Annotated in this window: 10 protein-coding genes; 2 read left to right on the forward strand and 8 right to left on the reverse strand. The window is 56.3% G+C overall.

The window, feature by feature from the left end; genetic code table 11:
* Positions 1–20: 20 nt before the first annotated feature.
* From K0J45_RS16595 to K0J45_RS16625, 7 genes are all read right to left on the reverse strand, one after another.
* Entirely contained in the window at positions 21–860 is an 840-nt protein-coding gene (locus tag K0J45_RS16595; protein ID WP_220043364.1) for a LamG domain-containing protein, read from the reverse strand.
* On the reverse strand, positions 857–2275 hold the full coding sequence (locus K0J45_RS16600; protein WP_220043365.1) for a sensor histidine kinase: 1419 nt from the start codon (positions 2273–2275) through the stop codon (positions 857–859). The genes K0J45_RS16595 and K0J45_RS16600 overlap by 4 nt, the downstream gene beginning before the upstream one ends.
* Positions 2276–2510: 235 nt before the next feature.
* Positions 2511–2948 (reverse strand): hypothetical protein, encoded by a 438-nt coding sequence (locus tag K0J45_RS16605; protein ID WP_220043366.1) that lies wholly within the window; start codon positions 2946–2948, stop codon positions 2511–2513.
* A gap of 53 nt (positions 2949–3001) precedes the next feature.
* The gene (locus tag K0J45_RS16610) at positions 3002–7540 is read right to left on the reverse strand and encodes a Calx-beta domain-containing protein (protein ID WP_220043367.1); all 4539 of its coding nucleotides are present in this window, start codon (positions 7538–7540) and stop codon (positions 3002–3004) included.
* 182 nt (positions 7541–7722) lie between these two features.
* Complete coding sequence (locus tag K0J45_RS16615) at positions 7723–8373, reverse strand: hypothetical protein (protein ID WP_220043368.1); 651 nt, start codon at positions 8371–8373, stop codon at positions 7723–7725.
* Positions 8374–8442: 69 nt separating this feature from the next.
* A complete protein-coding gene (locus K0J45_RS16620; RefSeq protein ID WP_220043369.1) occupies positions 8443–13050 on the reverse strand; it encodes a Calx-beta domain-containing protein in 4608 nt (1535 codons plus the stop codon).
* A 388-nt stretch (positions 13051–13438) separates the two neighbouring features.
* A complete protein-coding gene (locus K0J45_RS16625; RefSeq protein WP_220043370.1) occupies positions 13439–14062 on the reverse strand; it encodes a response regulator transcription factor in 624 nt (207 codons plus the stop codon).
* A 206-nt stretch (positions 14063–14268) separates the two neighbouring features.
* On the opposite strand from K0J45_RS16625, the gene K0J45_RS16630 reads away from it, so the two are divergent.
* Together K0J45_RS16630 and K0J45_RS16635 are read left to right on the forward strand one after the other, a co-directional pair.
* A complete protein-coding gene (locus tag K0J45_RS16630) occupies positions 14269–16161 on the forward strand; it encodes a TonB-dependent receptor plug domain-containing protein (RefSeq protein WP_220043371.1) in 1893 nt (630 codons plus the stop codon).
* A 378-nt stretch (positions 16162–16539) separates the two neighbouring features.
* Positions 16540–17502 (forward strand): LysR family transcriptional regulator, encoded by a 963-nt coding sequence (locus tag K0J45_RS16635; RefSeq protein ID WP_220043372.1) that lies wholly within the window; start codon positions 16540–16542, stop codon positions 17500–17502.
* A 177-nt stretch (positions 17503–17679) separates the two neighbouring features.
* On the opposite strand, the gene K0J45_RS16640 is transcribed toward K0J45_RS16635, so the two are convergent.
* A complete protein-coding gene (locus tag K0J45_RS16640; protein WP_220043373.1) occupies positions 17680–20754 on the reverse strand; it encodes a molybdopterin dinucleotide binding domain-containing protein in 3075 nt (1024 codons plus the stop codon).
* Position 20755 lies beyond the last annotated feature (1 nt).

Below are 20755 nucleotides of genomic sequence, written 5' to 3' on the forward strand. Positions count from 1 at the left end.
ATTTAAAGTGCCTTTAGGCACTAATTTAGAGTGCCTTTAGGCACTAGGCCATAGATAGCTCTGACATCCTTGGCGGAGAAGATCCGCTCAGACATCACAAACTCATCGATGATCCCCGGAAAACGCGCCTGACCGAAGTTGGGATAGCCGCTGGGGATCCCGCCGATAAAGAAGTCATTCATGATGGAGCCTACCTTGCGATCTAGGGTATCGCTGGCATCCAGCTCACCGTCGATATAGAGGTTGGCCTGATGACCGTCGTGTACCAGGGCGATGTGGTACCAGCGATCGTTACTGAGCACGGTGCGGGAGCGCACCGCCACCTCGGGGGAGAAGCCTGAGGCGTCATAGATCAGCAGCTCAAGATGCCCCTGATTGATCCTCAGCTTGTTGCTCTGCACATCGCCATACCAGCCACCGAGCAAAGGATAGATATCCTGCTCATTGATTGCTAAAGGTTTTATCCACATCCCCATGCTGATGCCGCCAAAGTCGAAGGTGATCTCCCGCCCCCTGGCCCGCTTCATCTCATCGCTCTTACAACAGATGTCGAACGCCACATAGGCCTGCTCATTGGCAGAGAAGTCTATCCCCTGGCCCTTGATGCCGGGTACCCGCTTGCCACCCACCAGGGTGCCAGTCCACACGGATCTGAAGGTATCGATAACTTCTTGATTCTGCTCCTCGAAAGACATCAAGGATGAGTGGCCATAGATATTGACCTCTACCACCTTGAGCAGGGGATCCCCCTTACCGGCCCCCGAATCCAGCGGCTCATGCTGCCACAGGGTGATGCCGATGAAACCGATAAGGATCAGAGACAGGGCGCCGGCGAGTTTGAGCAGAGGCGCATGCTTCATGATACCGGCCCCTGTTCGCTCTGCAGCTTATTTTCCGATTGTGATTCAGACTCAGCAGTGAGCTTCTCCCCCTGGGGCAGCAGCATGGTAAAGTCGCAGCCGCCAAACTCGTTGATACTAAAGAGCAATTCGCCGTTGTGGGCATCGATGATGGTCTTACAGATGGCCAGGCCCATGCCCATCCCCTCCTGCTTAGTGGTAAAGAAGGGGGTAAAGATCTCCTTGGCCGCCTCGGCGTCTATGCCACAACCGCGATCGCGAATGCGTATGCTTACCTTATCGCCGCACACCTCAACCCAGATCTCGATAATGCTCTCGGGCGGGCTGGCCTCCATGGCGTTGCGCAGCAGATTGAACAGCACCTGCTGTAGCTGCACCAGATCGCCGATAACGGTGAGCCGCTCGTCGGCGAGCCCTTGCACCAGGCTCACCTTATATTGCGACTCAAGCGTCTCCAGCAGATGGCTGGTGCTGGTCAGCAGCGCCTTGACCCCAATCTCGCTGCGACTGCTGGCCTGCTTGCTGATGAACTGACGTATGGTGCGGATCACCTCGCCGGCCCGCAGCGCCTGTTCGGTGATCTTCTCCAGCGCGTTAATCAGCGCCTCAGGCACACGCTCATCGCCCTTGTTACTGCGCAGCGCGGCCTGGGCATAGGTGGCGATAGCCGTCAGCGGCTGGTTGATCTCGTGGGCGATGCTGCTGGCGATCTCCTCCATGCTGGTGACCCTATCCATGTGGGCCAGCTGCTCGCGGCTGCTGCGGCTGTCAAATTCCGCCTTTTCCCTAAGCCTTAGCTCCTGCGCCAGCCTGGTCTGCATCTCGTTGAGCGCCGTCACCACAGTATCTAACTCATCCACCTCGTCTCGGCGCGCTGGCATTCTGTCCAGGGTCAGGGCCGGCGCATGGCCGTTAAGGGTTAAGGTGTGGGCGTACTGGCTGATCTTATTTAGATGGCGGGTCACCAGGTACTGGAACAGCAGCAGGATAAAGGCGGCGATCAGAAAGGTCTTCACCGCGGTGGCGATCAGGATAAACCAGATCTTCTGTTTGAGGCGCTCATAGAGGGGATCTAGCCCTGCCACCAGATGCAGTGTGCCCAGCGGCTCCTTGGCGTTCGCACTTTTCTTGGGATAGAGCAGGAACTTGGTATCTATCACCCTATCGGACATCACCTCACCGGTGCGCTGTAACACGCGGTCCCGCGCTATGATGCTGATGCGCTCGATATCCGGCAGCTTGACCAGGCCTTCGATCAGCAGCTGTAGCTGGGCGGGATTATTCTGCTCCAGATAGTGGGCGATGCCGTCGAGGTGGGAATTTTGCACCTGCTCGATCTGCTGCTCAATCTGGACCACCTCGTCTTGGTATTCCACATAGAGCTGCAGCGCCGACGACAGGATAGTGATCAGCACACTAAATAAAATAATGTATAAGATTAACCGCTTAGCGGTTCTACCGGTAAATGCGCCCAAATTGAATTTGCTTATCATAATCTGTGATCACTTCCCATAGTGTCATATTGGGGCACACTTCTCCAGCATCGCCGCCAGCGCCCATTGGCCATAGGCACAGGGCCTCGCTCTCGCCACAAGGCTTAATCAAACTGCCCTAACTATCTCTTATCAGGCATCCTCTTTTTTCATGAGCTTATTCTTGTCGCGGTTTATCGCACTCGGGCGTAGATTCACCCGGTTTTACCGGCTCGCCCGGCTTTTCACTCTTTGCCTGGGATCTACTCTGGTTTGTCTGCTCTGTGGGTTCCGCCTGGCAGGGAACACTCTCTTGTCCTGGCTGGGCTTGTGCTTCTTTTCCGCTCTCGCGCTGTTCGGCCTGCTCGTCGAGCTGCTGCTCGAACGGCAGCCTGTGGTTAGGCACAGTGCGATCCCCTTTTGGCTTGTCGGCGGGCTTGTTGTCATTATTGGCGGGCACCATGTCGCTGACCGCTTGCGAGCTGCTCTGGGCCGCACTCTGCTGCACCTTAGGCTTGTTCTTGGCCTTCTCGGCATCGCTGTTGGGTTCGCAGGCCATCGCGCCTCCTAGCAGGGGGAGTGTCAGTAAGATGATTGCCAGATTGTGATTACTCATTGTCTGTTACCTCTCTACAGGTAAAAAAGGTGCCCGAAGGCACCTTTTATCGTTTAACGATTCACTCTTCTGCGCCATCCGAAGGCGAGCAAGGCACCCAGCAGTAGCTGTAGACCCGCGCCCCCTTTCGACGAGCTGGTGTTATCGACAATGTTGACGTTGGCAATGCTGTTGTCAGAGACGGCAACTTGCTCATCATCGCTCGACAGGACCAGGCTGAAGGACTCGGTCGCCTCCTCCTTGTCGTCCGCGCTGATGGCAACCACTATCTCCTTGGCCGCAGCGTCTTGGTCGGCCCAGGTCAGCGTGCCTTCTGCCAGGGTGAAGTCTTCACCGGCAGTGGCAGTGCCATCGACGGCGCGGTAGTTAACGCTCACCTCACCATCGACACCACCGAGACGCTCAACCATCAGGGTCACGCTGCCATCGGCCTCGTTCACCTCATAGCTTGTGGCCTTAAAGCCCACGGCGCCCGGCACCTTGGCTTCTACCGTCAGTGACAGCGGAATCGCCTGAGTACCATATGGAGTATCGCTTTGCAGCAGCAGCTGTACCTGATGCACGCCAGGCTCCAGGTCGCTGGTATCGACATCGAAGGTCACCTCTTGCTCTCCGTCTACACTCAGCTGACCGCTGGTGTGAGACACGTCAAGCCAGGTCACATCCTTATGGTCACACACGCCGGTCTCGCCAGAGGAGACGGTGAACATCTTGCTGCCTTCGATATCGACCAGACGCAGGTTGCCGTCACAGTCGATATCCAGACCCGTCTGACCATAGTTGCTCATGCCAGGGACATCGAGCGCGCCGATCATGCGGAAGTCGTCATGGCTATCCACAGTGTAGATATCCAGCGCCTGATCCACCTTCTCAGAACCGGGATCTGCAGGCCCATTGGTACTGATAAACAGGTGACCCGTAGCCGAGTTGTAGGCCAGACCCGCAGGAGCAATGCCGACGTCCTTGGTCAGATGTACTTCGCCATCTTCGTTGAAGTAACTAATGCTCATCTTGTTAGAGACACCAGCGATGAAGTCACCCGACACAGGATCATAGGCCAGACCCGAGATGCCACCCACGCCTGGACAGATTCGCTTACCTGTCACCATCAGCTTATTAGGATCGATCTCATGGATACAGTTGTCGGCAAACAGCGCCGCCTGCCACAACATGCCGGTTCGGCTGTTGAAGGCCAGATCGGTCACCAGAGCGTTTTCTGGTAGCATGGCGCTGAAGTCGATCACTTCACCGATTAGCTTACCCTCGGCGCTGTAGCGATACAGCTTGTTGTCGCCACCAAACAACTTAACGTTGTTAACCCAGAGGTCACCCGTGTTACGGTCGATAGTCGCGCTGTAAGGTACCGCCAGTCCCAAGCTGGACTTCTCGATAGACTCGCCAAAGCCAAGCTCTGCTTCCAGCACAGGGTTTTCCAGCTCGCCCTCGACGGTCGCGGCCAGTTCACCCAGTCGGTAGTTCACTCCTCGGCTACCTACGTTCTTCACCGTCAGGCTCAGCTCGCTCTGCTTACCGCTACGCACGGTTGCCGCAAGCTCTGGCTTATCCACTTCCAACATACCCGCCTTGAGGCTCAGGTGCTGTACGGCAATCTTGTTGTCGGTAACTGTCAACTGGCTGTTGCTCACGCCATAGCCACTCTGGGTTGCCGAGATCACCTGATTACCAGCGCTTTCAAACAGTCGATATTGCCCCTCGGTGTTGGTCGCTACCTGAGTATCACCTAGCCATACCTTGGCCTGTGCGATCGCCTCTTGGGTGTTGGCGTCTGTGATGTTACCCACAGCCAGACCACCCTGCTCCATGGAGCAGCCCAGACCAAACTCGACGTCATCGATCTGCGCCCACCAATCCCAGGCGAATTCGTTGGCATTATGGTAGCGCCAACGCAGACGGAAGTTACTACCGCCCACCAAGGCTTCGCCGATATCGACGTTAACCACAGTGCCTTGTTCGCTGGCATTGGCCGAGTGCAGGGTCTGCCACTCGCCGCCATCGACGCTGATATCCATGTCCAGGGCCGAGTCGCCGGATGGGCGGAAGCCCTCCTTGAAACGCACCGTGGTGAAGCCGCCCAGCTCGGCGACCGACATGATAGGCGTTAGCAGTGAGGAGTCGTATGCCTTACGGCCGCCCTTATCACTGTCGATCGAGGCCGCAAGCCCCTCACCCGTGGTGTTGTTAGGACGTTCCCACTGCTCGTTGGTCTTCCAGACAATACCAGTACCCGCGGCATCGACCACTGTCCAACCCTGAGGCGGGAAGTCTGGCGATTCGAAGTTCACCAGTGATGCGGTATTGGTATCTATCTTGCGATAACCCAGGGCACTACAGACCTGCTTGTCTACCGCCAGGTTAAAGGCGAGACCACTCACGCCATCGCTGCCTGGCACCAGATCCATGGTCTCTGGCTGATAGCCAGGTGCACGGGCGGTGATCGCCACTGGCCAGCCTTCGTAGCCTACGACGCTGAAGCTGCCATCGATCGCATCGGTAGCAATAGGCGTAGTCGGGATCAGCTCACCGTTTTGGCTGATCGCACCGGGTACGCCCCAGCCGTGGCCTGAACCATCGCTGATCTTGCCCGAAATCGTTACCTGAGGCATTTCGGTCAAGACCACGTTGCGCTCAAGATCGGCATCCTTGGCCACAGAGACACTGCCCTGGCTCGCCTTGGTATGGCCGTAGGCACGGGCCGACACCTGATAATCGCCCACAGGCAGTTGCAGCTGATACTTACCTTCCTCATCGGCCACAGTGCTGTATGGACCGGCAACCACTTCGGCATTCGCCAGTGGCAGGCCGGTGACGCTGTCTGTCACCACACCGTGAAGCATACCGGTAGGATCGGCCACACAGTTAGGGAAGCTGAACTTGCCGATACGGGTAGCCCACATAGACTCGAAGTCATGGTCGGCGCCATATTCCTGGGTATACCAGAAGCTACAATCGTCCGTCGGATCGATTGTCATCATGCTGCGCTTACCATAGTGACCGTCAAATGAGTTCACCTGGGCCGCCTCTGCGTCCACCAGCACCTGCTCAGCCAGTGAGATCTGACCCAGAGGATCGCCATTCAGGCGACCGGTATAGCGTACAGAAGGCAGCATCTCTTCACCCGAGATGGCGAAACCCATGCCTATGTTGCCCGAGGCATCCATCGCCATACTCGCCAGCCAGCGGTGGTTAACATCAGGGGCATAGCTGCCCTGCTGGAAGATCTCGGCACCTGCACCCAGGTTGCGGATCTCATACCAACGTACGCCGAAGTGTTGCTCACCCACGTCAACCGTATGGTTAACCACCAGGCTCTGGTGATCGCCAAACTGTCTGAAGGCGGCGCGGTACATCAGCTTATCCTGGTAGGCTTTCAGGGCGTTGTAAGAATCGCCGCCCCAGGAATCCTGCTCGATACAGGTATTGCCACAGGCCTCATTGATATCAAATGGCTCGGTCGCCAGCGCGGCAACCTGGCTGAACTGACTGTTCTGCGGGTTGTTCCAGTCGGCCTTGAAGGCCCATACCTGGATCTCATCCTGGGCGCTGCCATGGACCTTGTCGTCCTGCAGGCTGAGGAAGTAGTTAGGGGTACCGGCGGCTGGGGCGCGCTTACCGTCGAGATCCACCGGCAGCAGGTTAGCTGTCAGCGGCGCATCGAAATAGATAGAACGTGCGGGTACGCCGTAGAGCATCTTGTCACGCTCAAACACCACGGCGGCAGTGCCGGCTTTGCTGTTGTCGCTCTTGTTGTGTTGATTGGCCGACAGATAGTAACCGTCGCTCCATACGCCGAGCTGGGCACCGTTGTGCCACTTGTCGCCGTTTAATTCAAATTCATACAGGTGCCAGTCGCCGGTAGGATCGCTGGTCTTAGAGACGGCGAAACACTGACGGCTCTCTTTACCCGAGACATAGGCATTTTGGGTCACGACCCAGCGGTCGGCGAGCTGATCGTAAAGCACGATAGGCTCACGCTCAGTGGTCGGGCTCTCCCAGGGTTTAGCGGGAGCCGGGTTGGCATTAGGGTCGCCACAGACACCGCCCAGACGCTTCCAGAACTCTGTCATCGGAGTGCGGTCAACCAGCAGGTTGCCCTCTTTGTCCCACACGGCAAACGCCATGTTAACCACCTGAACATAGTGGTCGCGGCCGACATCGCCCGCCGCATCAGGCATTGGTGCCTCATCGAAACCACTACGGGTCAGGCCATCGAAGTTCAGCTCGGGGGCAGGCATGGCGCCCGAGCCTGGCTCGGCTTGCACTGCGGTGTCGCTGTACTGTTCCAGTGCCACGGCCGAGGCCATCTGCTCCTGGTATTGGGCTTCCATCAGCGCCTGGTTCGACGCCGAGATGCTAGGTTTGGCCAGCTTGGTCTGAGCTGTCGGTTGGAATTTTAGTTTATTACTCACCAGCATCTTGTTGGCGAGTTTCACCAAAGGTGTCGACGACGCTTGGTTCAATGACTCCCCGACGACCGGAGAGCTGGCTGCACAAGAAAAGGCGCTGACCGTCGCCAATAATCCCGCTAGCCCCACAGAGCTGCAGCCTTGCCATGTTGACTTTTTGATACCCATCAAAAGTCTCCTTATTATAGGTTTACCTTGGCTCACGTCGTCATTGGGCGCCCTAAGACACACTCTTATCTAAAGTCGCCGCTAAAGTTGACGTGATTTGCCGTTATTCGATGCTTGTGTGTATACCAGTGATACAAACTACCCGTTATTGCGCGCAGCCAACTGACAAAGATCAGTTGGGCTCAAAGATTGTGCGCTAACTGCGCCTTAAGCTGTTTGGCCTTGGCCAGTAGCGCCTGCTGCTGAGCCTGATAGGCAGGCACGGCATCTACCAGCGTGCTGCCCACGGTGAAGGCGGCGGCATACTTGGGCTGCTTGATACGCTCTTTCTTGTCCAGATACTTGTCGCTGCCATGCTTGAACTGCTCGAGACGCGGCGACAGCGCCGCCATGGCGTCCAGTGACTTATTGGTCGCCTGAATCACCTGGGCCAGCTTGGCCGGGTCTTGCTCGGCTTCGATGGCCACAACCAGCTTAGCGTTGACCTCGCTCGCCTGCGCCAGATAGGTGTTCAGCTGTTCGGCGTAGGGATAGCTGCCCTGGCTGAAATCCACCGAGCTGAGCGGCGATAGGGTGTTAAGCACCGGCAGGTAGTTGTCGCGCTGATCCTTGGCGAAATGGGCCGAGATGGCCATAAAATCCAGCATCAGCTGTGATTGATCTTGATTGAGTTGATGATAGGGATCATTCGCCACCTCGCGGGCATGGGCCAGATCGCGCCAGCCTACCGTTTGGGTTTCGGCTTGGGCTTGAGTTTCGGTTTGAGTTTCGGCTTGGGCGCCGCTCGCCAGCAGGGCGACAGAGATGGTAAAAACAGAGAGGAAACGTGACATATCGAATTCTCCAATGTGAATGCTAAAGGTAAAAAGCCAGCGCGAGGCTTCGCGCTGGCTTAATCACACTTATGAACGACGCGCTTGGCGACGGCTAAACAGTGAACCGACACCCAGAAGCAGAAGCAGGACTGGGCCTAAACTACCGCCGCTGGACTTCTTGTCTTCCAGCTCAACCGTGGCAATGGTTGCCGAGTTCAGGGTCGCACCACCCGTAGGCTGTGACAGGGCCACGCTGAAGGACTCCATCGACTCCTCGACATCATCGCTTAGCAGCTTGATGCTGATGGTCTTGTCGGCCATATCCATGTCGTCCCACTTGATGACACCCCAGGCGGCTTCGAAGTCTGCACCCGCCTTGGCCGTTGCATCCAGAGTGCGGTACTCCAGGGTCAGGGCGTTGTCGCTGCCACCTTGACGTGAAACCGTCAGGGTTACGGTGCCATCGGCCTCGTTAGCCTCATAATGAGTCACGGCAAAGCCAAGTACACCAGGGACACGTTCATTCACGGTCAGTTTCACCGGAATAGACTGCATCTTGTATGGGCTGTTGCTGTTGAGCAGCACCTGAACCTCATACTCGCCCGGCGCCATGTTGGCGGCGTCCACATCCAGGGTCACCTGCTGGTTACCCGCGACACTCAGGTCACCGACGTTAGGCTGTAGCGACAACCAGTTCACATCCTGGAAGTCACACACGCCAGTCTCGCCAGAGTCAACCTCAAACAGCTGCTGCGCCTCGATATCCAGTGCCCACAGGTGGCCCTGACAATCAATAGTCAGACCCGAGCCACCACCATCGGCACGGCCGTCGATAGCGTAACCGCCGATCACCTGGTAATCGTTGGCCACATCCAGGATGTAAATATCGATATCCATAGGCTTGAAGCTGTTGGTCGCCACAAACAGGTGCTGTGATGTTGGGTTGAAGGCTAAGCCTGCGATAGGCAGACCCACATCGGTCGACTCAAGCAGAGTACCGTCACTGCCAAAGCGGTGGATCAGGCCGTCGATGAATGAACCCGAGAAGAACTGGTCGTTCACCGCGTCATAGGCCAGGCCGCGCTGCGAGGTAGTCACATCAGGACAGAGACGCTTGCCAGTGGCCTGCTTCTCAACCGGATCCAGCTCGTAGATACAACGCTCACCACCCACCATGATCTGCCACAACTTGCCGGTGCGGCTGTTGTAGGTCATACCGGCGTGGGCACCACGGGTAGTCATCAACGGATGCAGATCGATCTTGTCTTCTGTCTTGGTACCATCTTGCTTGAAGCGATAGACCTTATCGTCACCACCAAACACACCTAGGTTGTTGATCCAGAGATCGCCCGTCGACTGGTCGAACACCACGCCGTTAGAGGCTACCAGATCGACCGCCCAGCTCTGTACCACCTGGCTCTCTTCGAGATCCGCCTGTGGCAGAATGTAAGGCACGCGGATCTTACGTGTCGTCAGATCCCATAGGTTCTTAGGTCCAAACTTACGACCACCGATAGCCAGCTTAGGCCCTTCGACAGGCGCGGCCAGTGGCGCGTTGATCTCGCCTAGCTTGAAGGTCAGATCGTTGCTGCCCGAGTTTTGGATCTCAAAGGTTTCGCTCAGGTTACGACCACTGGTCACCGCCAGCTCGATGGTTTCAGTTTCAGAGCTGAGACGACCCGCCTTGACGCTGAAGTCCTTGGCAGTCACGTCATCGGCAGTCACGCTGACATTTTCATTGACGTCGGCGTAACCTGCCTGATGCAGGTTAATCTGCTGCTCACCCTCGGCCGAAAAGATCACATACTGACCCTGATGATCGCTCACCGCCTTGTTGCCCAGACCGTCGACGATCTCGACGTTAGCCACAGGCAGCTGAGTGTTGAAGTCGGTAATGGTACCGGCCACCAGGCCACCCTCTACCGAGCTACAACCGCGGGCGATAGAGATATCGTCCACCTGAGCCCAGTTATCCCACTGCTTGGTGTCGCCATAGATGTGGTGATAGTGCCAACGCAGGCGGAACTCGGTCGCACCGGCCACTTCAGCGGCCAGATCGTAGTCCACCAGACGCTCACGAGTCGTATCTGGATAGCTCAGTAGCGTCTTCCAGGCACCACCGTCGACACTGATATCCAGGTCAACCATAGAGCCACCGAAGATGCCGCCGACGAAGTCCAGCTTGAACTGCAACGCGGTGCTATCTTCCAGGGCACTGACCTGAATGCTTGGCGAGACCAGACTAGTGTCATACTTACCCCAGCCGTAACGGTCGTTATCTACTGCCGCCGACTTGCCGCTACCACCGGTAAAGTTAGGGCGATCCCAAGCGGTATTAGTACGCCACTCGATATCATCACCAGTTGCATCATTAACCACTGTCCAGCCCGCAGGTGGAAAGGTTTCGCCGTCGAAGTCTTCGACAATACCGTAGGCCTTGTAACCCGGGGCGCTACAGACGCTGTTGTTAACATCCAGCGCTAAGGTGACACCGTTGGCGATCTGAGTATCGCTCGCCACGAAGTCCAGCGACTTCTCGTTGTAGCCGTTCAGAGCCGTAGAAGCGGTGATCTTATAGCCCCAGCCCTGATACACCTCGACGCTGAACTCGCCGGTTGCCGGGTCGTTCATCAACTCAAGGTTTGGTGCCAGTTCGCCAGCAAGGGCCAGCTTGGCCGCCAATGGCCAGCCGTGACCACTGTTATCCACTACCTTACCGGTTAGGGTAACCAGAGGTAGCGGCGACAGTGAATCACTCAGCGTCTGCTCGCTATCTTCGGCAATCGCCAGATCCGCGTGCTTGGCTTCTTGGTAACCGTAGGCGCGAACGCTCACGTCATAGCTGCCCACAGGCATGGTCACTTCATAGTGGCCGTTCTCGTCGGTAAAGGCAGTTACAGCGCCGGCTTTCACCATGGCGTTAGCCAGTGGCTTGCCTTCGACGCCGGTCACTGTGCCGACCAAGGTACCCTGAGGACCCGTAGTACAGTTAGGGAACTTGAAGGAGCCGATGCGAGTCATCCAGTCGATGTCGCCGGCGTTCAAGTCGCCATAGTATTCCTGGGTGTACCAGAAGGTACAATCGTCCACAGGATCCACGCTCATGGTGCTGTAGTCACCCCAGCGACCGTTGGCGCCGCGTTGTGAACTGCCACCAGCAACCAGCTCGTTTTCACCTTGTGGCATGGTATTTAGGGGATCCGATGCCAGACGGCCGGTATAACGTACCGACGGATAGGTGTTAGGGCCAGAGACTGTGTAACCCAGGGCGATGTTGCCCACGGCGTCCATGGCGACACTGCCCATCCAGCGGGTATCGCCATCAGGCGCATAGCTGCTCTGCTGATGAACCACTGGCGTGGTGCTTGGGTTGCGGATCTCGTACCAGCGTGGGCTCCAGCGATTGGTATCGGCGTCACCGGTAAACACTGTGTGGTTGAGCACCATGGCCTCGTGATCGCCAAAGTTACGATAGGCGAGACGGAACATGAGACGATAAGGAATGCGGTCCAGATAGTCTTCGCTGCTCACGTCAGGCTGAGGAATACAGCCGCCCTTACAGCCACTGAACTCCATGCCGGTCACCGGCAACATGGCGATCTGCTCGAAGGTAGACTGCTCTGGGTTTTGCCAATCTGTCTTGAAGGCCCAGATATGCAGCTCATCGGTGGCAGGCCCCTGGCTGTCATCGATAGGTTGCACGAAGTAGTTTGGCGCACCTTCCGGTGGCGGCGTCAGACCATCGAGGTCGGCCGGTAGCATACCGCCCAGCTCTGGTGCAGGATCGTCGAAGTAGACCATGCGGGCTGGTTCGCCGCGCAGCATCTTCTCACGCTCGAACACCACGGCGCCGGCGCCGCCCCACTGATCTTCACGACCATCGAGGTAGAATTGGTTCACCGACATATAGTAACCGTCTGGCCACACACCGAAGTGCGGGTAGTCGTTCATCTTGATGTCGCTGATCTTAAAGTCATACAGGTGCCATTCACCGGTAGGATCCGGCGTCTTAGACACGGCGACACACTCGTGGTAGTCCGACTGGTTGATGGCGAACTGGCTCATCATCCAGCGATCCGCCAGCGGATCGTAGAGCACGATAGGGTCACCGTCGTTGTTCTGGGCACAGATGCCGCCCAGGCTCTTCCAAATCGCATTGGTCGGCGTTGGCGGGATCAGCTGATTGCCCTGCTTGTCCCAGATGGCGAAAGAGACGTTAACCATCTGCACATAGTGATTCGGGCCGACATCGCCTGTGGTATCGGGCGGGGCAACACGGTTGATATTGTCGATGCCGTCGAAGCTCATCAGCGGCGATGGCATGCTGTCGCCGAGGAAGTCACGCTGCACGGGATCGGCTGCGTCCAGGGCCAGGACGCCCATCGTCTTATTGGATTTGCTCAGGCCAGAGGCGCTCTTACCCATGCCACCAACGAAGGGGAGTTCGAAGTTTTGGATGATTTCGCTGGTCTTACGGGTGGTTTCACCGGACGCCGAATCCATCTTACCGCGCACAAGACGTGCCTTGGTATCTTTGCTCAAGTTGAGCGCAATATCGCGCAGCGCAGGGATAGTGACGTTATTAACAGACTTACTAACCACAGGTGCTGACGCAGCAGCCTGGGCGTGATTCACCGCCATCAGGCTGACAAAGCCGAGACACAGGCTGTTGTATAATGTTGACTTTTTGAACATAGTCAAAAGCCTCCTAGTTATTTTATTACTACCAAAATTGCACCTTAAGTCCGTGTTACCCACTTAGCATCGATGCGAATTTTTGTCGTTTGAGTGTGGTTGGTTCGTATACACAAGCTGTTTCACACTACAGGCAGAAATAAATAACCAACTGACAAAGATCAGTTTGGCGAAAAAAAGCGCCGGCTCACTCGGCTCGGCATGCAGGAACAGCGCCGCCAGAGCCGATTGGCTTGAACTCGCGGCTGACCGAGCAGGCAAAAAATTGAGCTAGAAGTTCGAGACAGAAGATTGAGATAGAGATTGGGATTAGGTGTAACGAAAACTGTCTTAGCTAGAAAGCCAAGACAGTTAGCGAATGAATGTGTGGTGAAGCGGACGCCCTAGGTCAGGCGTCTGCAGACTTGATCAACGTGATGTCATGTACCAGCTCGGCCAGAGAGTCGCAGGCCATCTTCTCCATCACCCTGGCGCGGTGGATCTCCACGGTGCGCTGGCTCAGCTCCAGCTCAATGGCGATAAGCTTATTGGATTTTCCCATGACGATATTGTCGAGGATCTCCCGCTCACGTCCGGTAAGGGTAGCCAGGCGTTCTTTTATCTGACTCAGCTGCTGATGCACCAGACGCAGCTGCGCCTCCTGCTCCAGCGCCAGATTGATGCGGTCCAGCAGCTCCTGGTCGCGAAACGGTTTGGGGATGAAGTCGAAGGCGCCCTGACGCATCGCCTTGACCGCCATGGGCACATCGCCGTGACCGCTGATGAAGATGATAGGTAAGGAGACCTGACGCTCGTTTAACTTCTGCTGCAGCTCCATGCCGCTCATCTTGGGCATGCGCACGTCCAGCACCAGACAGCCGCTCATCTGCGGCGAATAGTCGTCGAGAAACTCCTGCGCCGAGCAGTACAGCTTGCAGGGCAGGCCGACGGACTCCATCAGGAAGGCCATCGCCTCGCGGATCGCCTCGTCGTTATCGACAATGTATACGGTTTGCTCTATTTGTTGCGCCATCGGCTCATAGGGTCTCGTTTTGTTATCTATCTAGGGTATTGCATCGAACTGGGTGAATTCAATCTAATTTTCCCGCTCATCTGTCGCCCCGCCCCTCAGGCCCTTTTACTTGCCTAAGAAAAATAGTTTTGGCCAACTGATCTTTGTCAGTTTGCCGGGCCGGCGCCTTGCTAAGGTATGCCCCTAAGCACACTGGAGTAAGCCGCATGTCTTTATCTTTGAACAGAATCACTTCATCGATACTCACATCGCTCCTCGTGTTGACCTCTTCATCGGGGTTGGCCGCGCAGTCGATTGAACGTATCACCATCAATGGCAACAGGAATGCCACTCAGAGTCCTGTTGCCACGACGGCGAACGTCAATACCCTTAACCCGGACGACAGCGATTCGACCCCGACTAACCTAGCACGTTTGTTGCATTCCGTTCCCGGAATTAGTTTTGTCGGCCAGGGAGGGCTTTTTCAAACCGTCGGACTCAGGGGCATGTCCCGTTGGCGAGTGCCAACCTTTATCGGTGACATTCCGCTCTACACAGAACGCCGGGCCGGAACGACAGCTTCATTTATACCGCCGCAATTTCTCGAATCGGTCAATGTGATCAAGGGGCCCTCCTCCACCTATTATGGCTCTGGCGCCTTGGGCGGTCTGGTGCAGCTCAACCCCAAGCACGCCCACAATGTGGCGGCCAGCCTGACCCTGACCGATGCAAAATATGATCAGCAGACCCTGGAAGCCGGTAACGAGCAGTGGTCCGTGGCGCTGTCGAGACAACACGCAGGCAACAGCGAAGATGTGCAGGGCAACACCCTTTATGATCATTTCGACCAGCAATCTGCGCTGATCGACCACCACTGGGCATTCGACAATGGCCTGGAGAGCGACACCTTCTACCTCTACAGCAATGGCGACGACATAGGTAAGTCCAGCAAGGACTATCCCCACAAGAAGATCGTCTCCTACCCAGACGAGCAGCACCACCTGCTGCAATGGCGCCTAACGCGGCCTCACGACTGGAGCCTGAGCCTGTTCGCCCACGATCAGAGCCTGGAGACTGAGACCATACGCCCGGCAAAGCGGGTCAACACTGTCAGTAACGAGTCGCTGGATCTTGGTGGTCACTGGGTCAAGGAGTGGCAAGGCGGCAACTTCAATGGCCGCTGGGGCGCCGACTATATCGCCCGTCGCGGCGTTAAGGCTTCGGAGTTAGAGCGCTCGCTGAAAAATGACAGCACCAGCCTGCAGCAGAATATCGATGCCAGCCAGGATGAATACGCCCTGTTTGCCGACGCCAGCACCCAGCTGGATAGCTGGCAACTGGTAGCGGGCATGCGCGCGGCGCGCTATCAACAGTCTGGCGAGGGGGCAGAGGATCACTCAGACACCGCCGTCACCGGATTTATCGGCGCCGTCTATACCCGCGGCGAGCAGCAGGAGTGGAAGATTAACCTGGGCAACGCCTACCGCTTCCCTTCGCTGACCGAACACTACTACAGCGGCAGCACGGGACGTGGCACCATAGTGGCCAATAGCGATCTGGTGCCTGAAAAATCCACCACGGCCGAGCTGACCCTGACCGATGTCTATGGCGACTTCGCCTGGCAGCTGGCGGCCTACTACTCCCGCGTCAGCGACTATATCGAGCGCGTCAGCATCGCCGAGGAAACGCTGAGCTATCGCAACGTCGACAGCGGCAGCATCAAGGGGCTGGAATATCGCATCGACTGGCGCCCCAGCGAGCAGTTTACCCTGGGCAGTACGGGCCAGTGGATAGACGCCGTCAGCGACGAGGGCGATCGCCTGGCCGATGCTGGTCGCAACGAGCTTGGCGTCAACATGGAATACAGATGGTCTGACTTTAGTTTCAGCACAGGCTATCGCTACCTGGCACCGGTCAAGGAGCCCGCCTCGGGCGAGCTGACCCGCGATGCTGCCAACCTGGTCGAGGCCGCCATGCGCTATCAGATCACTCCGAACCTGTCGGCCAAGGTGTGGAGCGAAAACCTCACCAACGAGAGCTACTTCTACAGCAGCGACGAGTTGGCCACCCTGGCTCGGGGCAGGCAGTTTGGCATCACCCTGAGCTATCAATTTCAGTAAGCAGAGTTAACCCCTGAGGTCGGCGTCAAGAGACGGGCACCCACCTTTTTTAACCTTAGCTATACTCCCAAAGCATGGATGCTTCTTTTTTTAAGGCTTGCTAGTCAAGCCTACTAGCTCGCCCTGCTCTCCGGTGTTTCCACCGGCTATTTTGGAGACCTTTTTAATTGAATACTCGTCTATTAAATATTCACCAATTAAAAATGTTTATGACTTGGATTTGAGCACCATCATCGCCTTCGAAGAGTATGCTTGTGCGGGCCATTAGGCTTTAGTCGATAAAAGCCAATCTGACACACAGAATTGCCAGGCAAATTTGTTTGATGCCTAGGTAAAATGGTAAAAATTAGCCAATAAAAACCGTTAATTCCTCTCCCCATGAATATTGATAAACTCGATTATCATTCGCTGATCATTTTCGAATCCATCAGTCGTCACTTAAATGCAGGCCTGGTCGCCAACGAGCTGGGGATGAGTATCTCTTCGGTCAGCCGTCACCTTGGCATACTGCGCGATATCTTCAAGGACGTGCTCTTCATCCGTCGGGCACAAGGCTTTGTCTTATCAGACAAAGCCATACAGCTCCTGCCCTACATCAAACAGTTGCTCCATGACTATCAGGTGATCAAACACAACCATATTCATTTCAATCCGCTCACCGCCCGGGGCCACTTTAAGATCTACGCCTACAACGAGTTCACCTATGTGATTAACAAGGTGATTCATCAATATATATTGCCTCAGGCGCCCAATTTAACCTTCGAGGTGCGCACCCTCTCCAGCGACTGCAGCCGCGCCATAGAACATGGCGAGATCGACTTTGCCGTCGTCTACGAAAGATTTAAAGATCACAAGATCATCTGTGAGATGTTTTCCCCAACCGAGGAGCTATTTTTAATCGCCAAGGAGGGACATGCGGTATTTGAGGACGAATTTACCTTGGCCAACTTATGCCAATATGATTATTTCGCCCTGGATAATTATAACGATCTGCCCATGCCGCTACTGGAACAACTGGGGAAGACGGAAGGCAAGGCAGTTAACGTGCTCGGTGCCACAGACAATATCGCCGCCCTGAGCCGTCATATTCTCGATGGACGCGCTATCTCCATGAGCTGTAACGTCTTCACCCGTGAGTTTTATTCGCTGATCAAGGGAATACGAACCGCCACACTACCAAGCGCTCTCACCGAGCGCCTACTCAAGCAGATCACCGTTGGTCGCACGGTCGGCAACTATCTCATCTACTCGGAGATCAACCAGTCTCCCACCCACCACTGGCTCAAGCAGCAACTATTCAATGGCATACGTGATGAGTGGTATCTGGCCATGGGCCACTAAAAAGAAAAAACTCTATCTATCAAAGCTAAGGATAAATAGAGTATCTAGGTAAAACCTTGGTCGCTAAGACAGGAGATGGGGGCAAGAGTGTCCTATCCGAGTGATTGACGACAAAGGCGGCCTAACAACAGCGTAATAAGATGCGCCGCGTCGAAATGACGCGGCGCTTTCTTTGGGTCACACCTTACGGATCGCCACAGGCACACCATGTCTGGCGGTCGAACCAAAGGTTCTGTCACGGTAGAGGCTGGCGCCCTTACGGCTAGGATCCACTATGTTGAAGGGGTTAGGACAGACACCCGTTCCTCTCGATGGAATGCCGGGGATCACCTGACCATCGACCTCCAGATCGCTGGCGCCGAAACACCAGTGGCCGTAGCCCATACCCACCACTATGGTGTTGCGGGCCACCGTCTTATCGGCCTGCACTATCCCCTCGATATGTTTCCCCTTAGGAGACAGCACCTGCACTCTATCGCCATCCTTGATGTCGAACTTGGCGGCATCATCCTCATGCAAGTGGATATAGTTGGTCTCACCCAAGGCCGTAATGCGCGGCAGCGCCACAGAATAAGGGCTACGAAGATGCAGCTTGAAGGTCGACAGGTTAAAGGGATACTCATTCACCTTCCACAGCGCACGCACCGCCGAGCCGTCCCAGAAGCGATCCACATCATAGACGGGTTGGCCGTCGTTATACTCGCCACTGTAGGAGTCTTTCACCCGGGCCAAGGACTCGTTGTACACCTGGAACTGAGTGTCCATGCGCATCATGGGGTTGAAAAACTCCCCTTCGTAACGCTCATCCACCCGCTCGTAGCGCCCCCCACGGGTCAGCATGTAGGCGGTCGGCCCCACCTCCTCGGGCTTGAGTCTGGCCTTGAACAGCGGCAGCACGCGATCCACGCTGGTAAAGGCGATATCTTCCTCCGTCGGCGATGGCAGCACAGATCCTGTGTGAGCGATATTGGCGAACAAGGGCACGTAGAAGTCGGCCGGCTCATGAATCGGCAAGTCGCGCCCCTCGACGTCCTTAAACGCCTTGTCACCAAAGCCTGGCAAGCCTATCGCCTTGCTGATATCGATCAGGAACTGCTCCATGTTGACCTCTTGGCCATGGGCTGTCTTGACGTTACGCGGAGCCACCACGGGCACACAGGCCACGTCGCCCACAAACTCGCTGCCCCACATGCGTGAGTTGGCCCACTGCTCATACTGCAATGAGTCCGGCACTATATAGTCGGCGAAGACATTGGTCTCGTTGATATAGGGATCCAGGGCGATGATTAGCCCCAGCTGCTTGGGATCTCTGATGGAGTCCTCCACCTGATCCTGCAAGCCTGAGCAGCCATAGATGGGGTTGGTTGCCCAGGTGATCCAGGCCTTGAACTGGAACGGGTTCTTGTTGGCATGGGCCACCAGCAGCTCGCCACTGTTGTCCTGCACGAAGGTGTTGTTCCAAGGCTGCTCCGCGGGGTAAGGGTTTATCCCCTTGGCCAGCTTCTGTTGATACTCATGGCTTAGCTCATAATCGCCGGAGCGCTCGGCGTTAAAGCCGGTCAGCGAGGTGTGCTCAAAGTCCATCAGATTATAGAGAGGGCCGTCGTAGATGTCGTACATGGCGGCGTAGCCCACGCCCCCCATGTGCATCATGCCGCCCTTAGCGTTATGGGCGCCAACCAGAGTGCCCAGCATGATCATGGCGAAGGTAAACTGACCGCCGTCAGAGGCATTACAGCCGGTACAGGTCTCGATCGCCACGCTACGCCCGTGGGAGGTGAACTCCTTAGCCAACTCCTCTATCTTGGCCACAGAGATGCCGCAGCGCTCGGAGAGCAGGCGCATTGGATAGCCATTTACTCTCTGCTTAAGCAGTGAGAAGGCTGTCTCCACCTGCACCTCGACGCCATTACCGATCGCCAGCTTGCCCTTGTAAAAGAGCTCGGCCGGTTGTTCGCTTTCGCCTGTCACCAGCTGACCCGTAGCCTTATCGATCACCATCTTGATCTCGGCCTCGCCGACTCCACAGGCTTCGGCGGTCAGGAACTGGTTATACAGAGGATGACCAGGCTCTTTCACCACCAGATAGGTTGCGTTGGTGTAGTTGATCTCGCCGATGGCGTCGGCGCAGGCCTGGCTCGGCGCCTCAAGATAGGCGCGGCGATAGCGATCATGATTGATGATGTACTGCATCATGGCGAACATCAGCGCGGTATCGCCGCCCGAGATAATGGGCAACCACTCGCCCTGGCTGTTATCCACCTCAGAGGTTAAGGAGCGCAAGATGGGATCGACCACCACATATTTAAAGTCGGGGCGATCGCTACGGGCCTTGGCCAGACGGCGCGACCCCACGTTGAGGCCGTTACCACTGAGCCCAGGGTTGGTGCCGATGAAGATGGCAAACTTGGTCTCTTCATAATCCACCTGGGGCAAGGCCATCTCGTCGACGGCATCGAAACAACCGAGGGCGCAACCCGCCACCTGTTGGTGACCACAGTAGGAGTCTTTATTGCCTATGTTGGGTGTGCCCCAGGACTCCTTGACGAAGCGGTGTAAAAAATCGGCCCGCGCCCCCTGCTCTGAGGAGGTAGAGACCAGCAGTTGATTCTTCACCGGACCAAAATCGGGATAACGCGGATTGGCCAGCGCAGGATTATCATGAATCGCCCTCAGCCCCTCTACCTTGCCCTCGCCGAACAGATCGCCGCCCTCAATCACCTCCTTGAGCAGCTGCTCATAGGAGATGCTCTGCCAACGATTCTCACCTCGCTTGCCCACCCGCTTGAGGCACTGGGTGATACGGTGCTTATCCTCGAACGCATCGGGCACCGCATTACCGCGGCCACACAGAGTAGCGCGATTGCTTTGGCTCAGGCCGCTGACGGCGGAGAGTTGTAACATCGCCTCCTTGGGCGGCGTCTCCATGGTAAAGGGCTGGCCTGCGTTATTGGTCAGGGTATAGGGATTACCCACGGCGCGTAGCACCTTGTCCGTCTTGTTGTCTATGCTGACCCGAGCGCCGCAGACGTTAAAGCAGCCGAAACACTTAGAGAAGGCGAAACGCTGCTCAGGGTTTTCCACTAGTTGCTTATCCTGATCAAAATAGTACTCAGGAGTCAGGGAGGTTGGGGCATAGCGGCTGATCTCGGCGTCGCTCGTGCTCGCCTTTGTTGCGGCCTTGGCGCCCAGCGCGCCAGTTGTCATCACGGCGGCAACCGAACCCGCCTTTAAAAAATCTCTACGATCCATG

The sequence above is a fragment of the Shewanella alkalitolerans genome, assembly GCF_019457575.1.
GTDB lineage: Bacteria > Pseudomonadota > Gammaproteobacteria > Enterobacterales > Shewanellaceae > Shewanella > Shewanella loihica.

Excerpts from the sequence above, each read along its gene's own strand:
- K0J45_RS16595 (WP_220043364.1), bottom strand. The coding sequence starts at position 860 with ATGAAGCATGCGCCTCTGCTCAAACTCGCCGGCGCCCTGTCTCTGATC.
- K0J45_RS16610 (WP_220043367.1), bottom strand. The coding sequence starts at position 7,540 with ATGGGTATCAAAAAGTCAACATGGCAAGGCTGCAGCTCTGTGGGGCTA.
- K0J45_RS16640 (WP_220043373.1), bottom strand. The coding sequence starts at position 20,754 with ATGGATCGTAGAGATTTTTTAAAGGCGGGTTCGGTTGCCGCCGTGATG.
- K0J45_RS16615 (WP_220043368.1), bottom strand. The coding sequence starts at position 8,373 with ATGTCACGTTTCCTCTCTGTTTTTACCATCTCTGTCGCCCTGCTGGCG.
- K0J45_RS16630 (WP_220043371.1), top strand. The coding sequence starts at position 14,269 with ATGTCTTTATCTTTGAACAGAATCACTTCATCGATACTCACATCGCTC.
- K0J45_RS16605 (WP_220043366.1), bottom strand. The coding sequence starts at position 2,948 with ATGAGTAATCACAATCTGGCAATCATCTTACTGACACTCCCCCTGCTA.
- K0J45_RS16625 (WP_220043370.1), bottom strand. The coding sequence starts at position 14,062 with ATGGCGCAACAAATAGAGCAAACCGTATACATTGTCGATAACGACGAG.
- K0J45_RS16635 (WP_220043372.1), top strand. The coding sequence starts at position 16,540 with ATGAATATTGATAAACTCGATTATCATTCGCTGATCATTTTCGAATCC.
- K0J45_RS16620 (WP_220043369.1), bottom strand. The coding sequence starts at position 13,050 with ATGTTCAAAAAGTCAACATTATACAACAGCCTGTGTCTCGGCTTTGTC.